Origin of the sequence: Xenorhabdus stockiae, from assembly GCF_002632825.1 — a bacterium.
GTDB lineage: Bacteria > Pseudomonadota > Gammaproteobacteria > Enterobacterales > Enterobacteriaceae > Xenorhabdus > Xenorhabdus stockiae.
On record NZ_NJAJ01000100.1, the window covers coordinates 1 to 2,560 of the forward strand.

The window sequence follows — 2,560 nt, forward strand, 5'->3', positions numbered from 1 at the left end:
CCGACACCCCGCGAGACTATTTTTTCTGACGAGATTGAAAGGGAAATACACCGGAAGGAATGAATCTTAGATGTCCGTCAGGACATGAAAGGCGGCTCATCCAATGTTACTGGGATAGCCGTTTTTTTTCCGCCGATACAAGGGGGGATTTCATCAGGGAACGCGAATCCCCTCCTCCCTGCTAAGCCATCTTTTAGCGATCTGTCTGTGACGTGAAAGTCAGACGGTCGAAGACAAAAGACCCTTTCAACGGGCACGATAAATCCCCCTCTCGGTATATACACGAAGTTACGAGCCGCCCCCCTTAAGATACCTGAAATCGAACGAAGTAATTACTGCCTCCTAATAATTGAATTTTTAATGGTGGTAGTAATGAAGTATCTGAAAACATTGGGTTTTATTATCCAGCTTTTATACACTTTTGGCATACTTGATTTTCAAGATTTGATTATTTATATCTTTGGATGATTGAGATGTAACGCCTGAAAAACTTACGAGCTGTCTAGTTACCTTGTTCTTTTTCACGAGCAGGAAGGGCAAAATCGGGGTTCTGCGCTATGAATGCAATCCGTGGCGCAGAATGCTGATTTTGCCTCTGGCATTACGTCAAAATTTTCACGTAACCGGGTATCTCGTTTTGTTCGGTTTTTGGGTGGCTTTTTCGGGGTGAAAATCGGGTGATTTCCTTGTATTTATACTTAAGGGATAAATCTGGGATTGAAATTATTCGCCACCCCTTGGTACACAAGGCGTTGAGCTGTATTTGATCCGAAATAACTTTGCGTAAGAATTTAGAATTCTAAGAACTTAGAACTTTAAGAATTTAGAATGTGCAGTGTTAGTAATACTGCACATTTGTCTCATATTTAAGACTTACTTATGCTTTACCGCCCTGAATAACACTGAGGCCGTTTTTGAGGGCTTTTCTGTGATTACTCACAGTTCCCTTCCAACCGAATTGCGGATTTAGCCTATAGGTCTTGCTGCGCCCAATTTTGGGGCCTTCAAGGATGATTCCAAACCCTATCAGATTCTTAACGGCTCTACTAACATGGGTTTTTTGCATTTTTAATGCGTTTGCCACGTCTATTTGAGCTATTTGGATGTAGTTTTCGTAATCCAGATCAGCAAGCAAAGCCATTAGCACTCTTGTCTGTTCGTGATTTAATTCATTTGCAATTAAGAGTAGGGCTGCTTGGTTCATGGTGAAATGCCTCTCGAATGATGATTTTTGCTTAGGACGAACTACAGCAACAAAGCCGCCTAAATCCTCTCCGGTTTCGAGATCTATTTGTGTGACTTTTCGCATCTAAATTCATCCTAATAGTTACCATGTGAGGTAACTAAGTTACCATGTGAGGTAACTATCGTCAAAAACTTTCCGCTTGTACCAAGGGCTGCGAGAGATCCCCTTCTGTATCTTATTAGTCCTTAGACCTCGATTTTCGTTAGAAAGTGCAAGTTAAAACCGGTTCTTCAGTGAGGATCGGAGTGACCGAGTTCCTATGCCCGATCAGACGAAATTACGCTTCCTCGATTGGACAGACTCGCGGCGATGCCGCTCCCTAATCCAACCTTGCGGCGAGCGTTGCGGGTAATCTGACAGGTGATTTTTTTAATTATCTTTGTGTCCTGGGCTGCAACATGGTTTGTGAGGGCGGGAAGGGGTCTGGAATCGCCGTAGAGCAAATAACCCCTTGTCATGAAGATCTACGGGTGATCTAATAGCAAAACGCCCCAGAGTGCAATCTGAGGCGCTTCTATCACATAAACCTGTATGCGAGGTCTACATGAATACCTGCGACTCTAGCACGTATCCACCGATTGCCCATCATGAAAATATCGTCAAAGCGTTTTGCGAATACGCCGCCGTTCTCCCTGAAAGCCATGAACAAAAATGGCTTATGCTCTTGTTGGCGGACAGTCTGAAAGGCAGTTTTACTGCGATGAGAGATTACCTGCTTAGCGATGAAGATCTCTGAGGGATGTCATGAATAATCTTTCAGAGCTAATTAAACGCCATGAGAACACCGTGGAGTTGTTTTGTGAGTTTGCCGACATCCAATGGGAGGGCGATTCGGCTGAACGTCTTGTGAAGCTAATGACGGCGAATTTGACGGCATCTACTGAAGAACTGAAAGCCCATCTTTTGAATTTTGATCGTCAATAAGTTGAGAAAATTATGAAAGCAGATTTGTTTCAACAGTTGCTGAGTGGTGTAAAAGAAATGGTGGCAATTGAGAACGGCGAATTGCAACCAAACTCTTCTCGTGTTCGTCGCCATGTTGTTCCTGATGCTGATTTTGAATTGACGAAAAACCGTTTCAAGGTTGCGAAAAATTTGAAAAAAAAGTGATCGTGAAATTTGCGAAAAAGCCGGGTCAAATAGCGGACAAGATGTGATTTGTAGCACCGCCTGCACGCAGTCGTTGTTACAAATCGTCTTGGTCAGGGCGACGCCCCGACACCCCGCGAGACTATTTTTTCTGACGAGATTGAAAGGGAAATACACCGGAAGGAATGAATCTTAGATGTCCGTCAGGACATGAAAGGCGGCTCA

The 2,560-nt window shown here is 43.8% G+C and carries 4 protein-coding genes; 3 read left to right on the plus strand and 1 reads right to left on the minus strand.

All coding sequences use genetic code 11. The features are described 5' to 3' along the window. Positions 1–877 precede the first annotated feature (877 nt). Positions 878–1,309: a helix-turn-helix transcriptional regulator gene (locus tag Xsto_RS20405; RefSeq protein ID WP_099126277.1), complete on the minus strand. Its 432-nt coding sequence runs from the start codon at positions 1,307–1,309 to the stop codon at positions 878–880. A gap of 481 nt (positions 1,310–1,790) precedes the next feature. On the opposite strand from Xsto_RS20405, the gene Xsto_RS20410 reads away from it, so the two are divergent. From Xsto_RS20410 to Xsto_RS21760, 3 genes are read left to right on the plus strand one after another with little or no spacing between them, the layout of a single operon-like run. Next, positions 1,791–1,982, plus strand: coding sequence for a hypothetical protein (locus tag Xsto_RS20410; protein ID WP_099126278.1), 192 nt, complete (start codon positions 1,791–1,793; stop codon positions 1,980–1,982). Positions 1,983–1,990: 8 nt separating this feature from the next. Then, positions 1,991–2,170: a hypothetical protein gene (locus Xsto_RS20415; RefSeq protein ID WP_099126279.1), complete on the plus strand. Its 180-nt coding sequence runs from the start codon at positions 1,991–1,993 to the stop codon at positions 2,168–2,170. A gap of 12 nt (positions 2,171–2,182) precedes the next feature. After that, positions 2,183–2,356 carry a hypothetical protein gene (locus tag Xsto_RS21760; RefSeq protein WP_169926711.1) on the plus strand — a complete coding sequence of 58 codons (174 nt, stop codon included), beginning with the start codon at positions 2,183–2,185 and terminating at the stop codon, positions 2,354–2,356. Positions 2,357–2,560 lie beyond the last annotated feature (204 nt).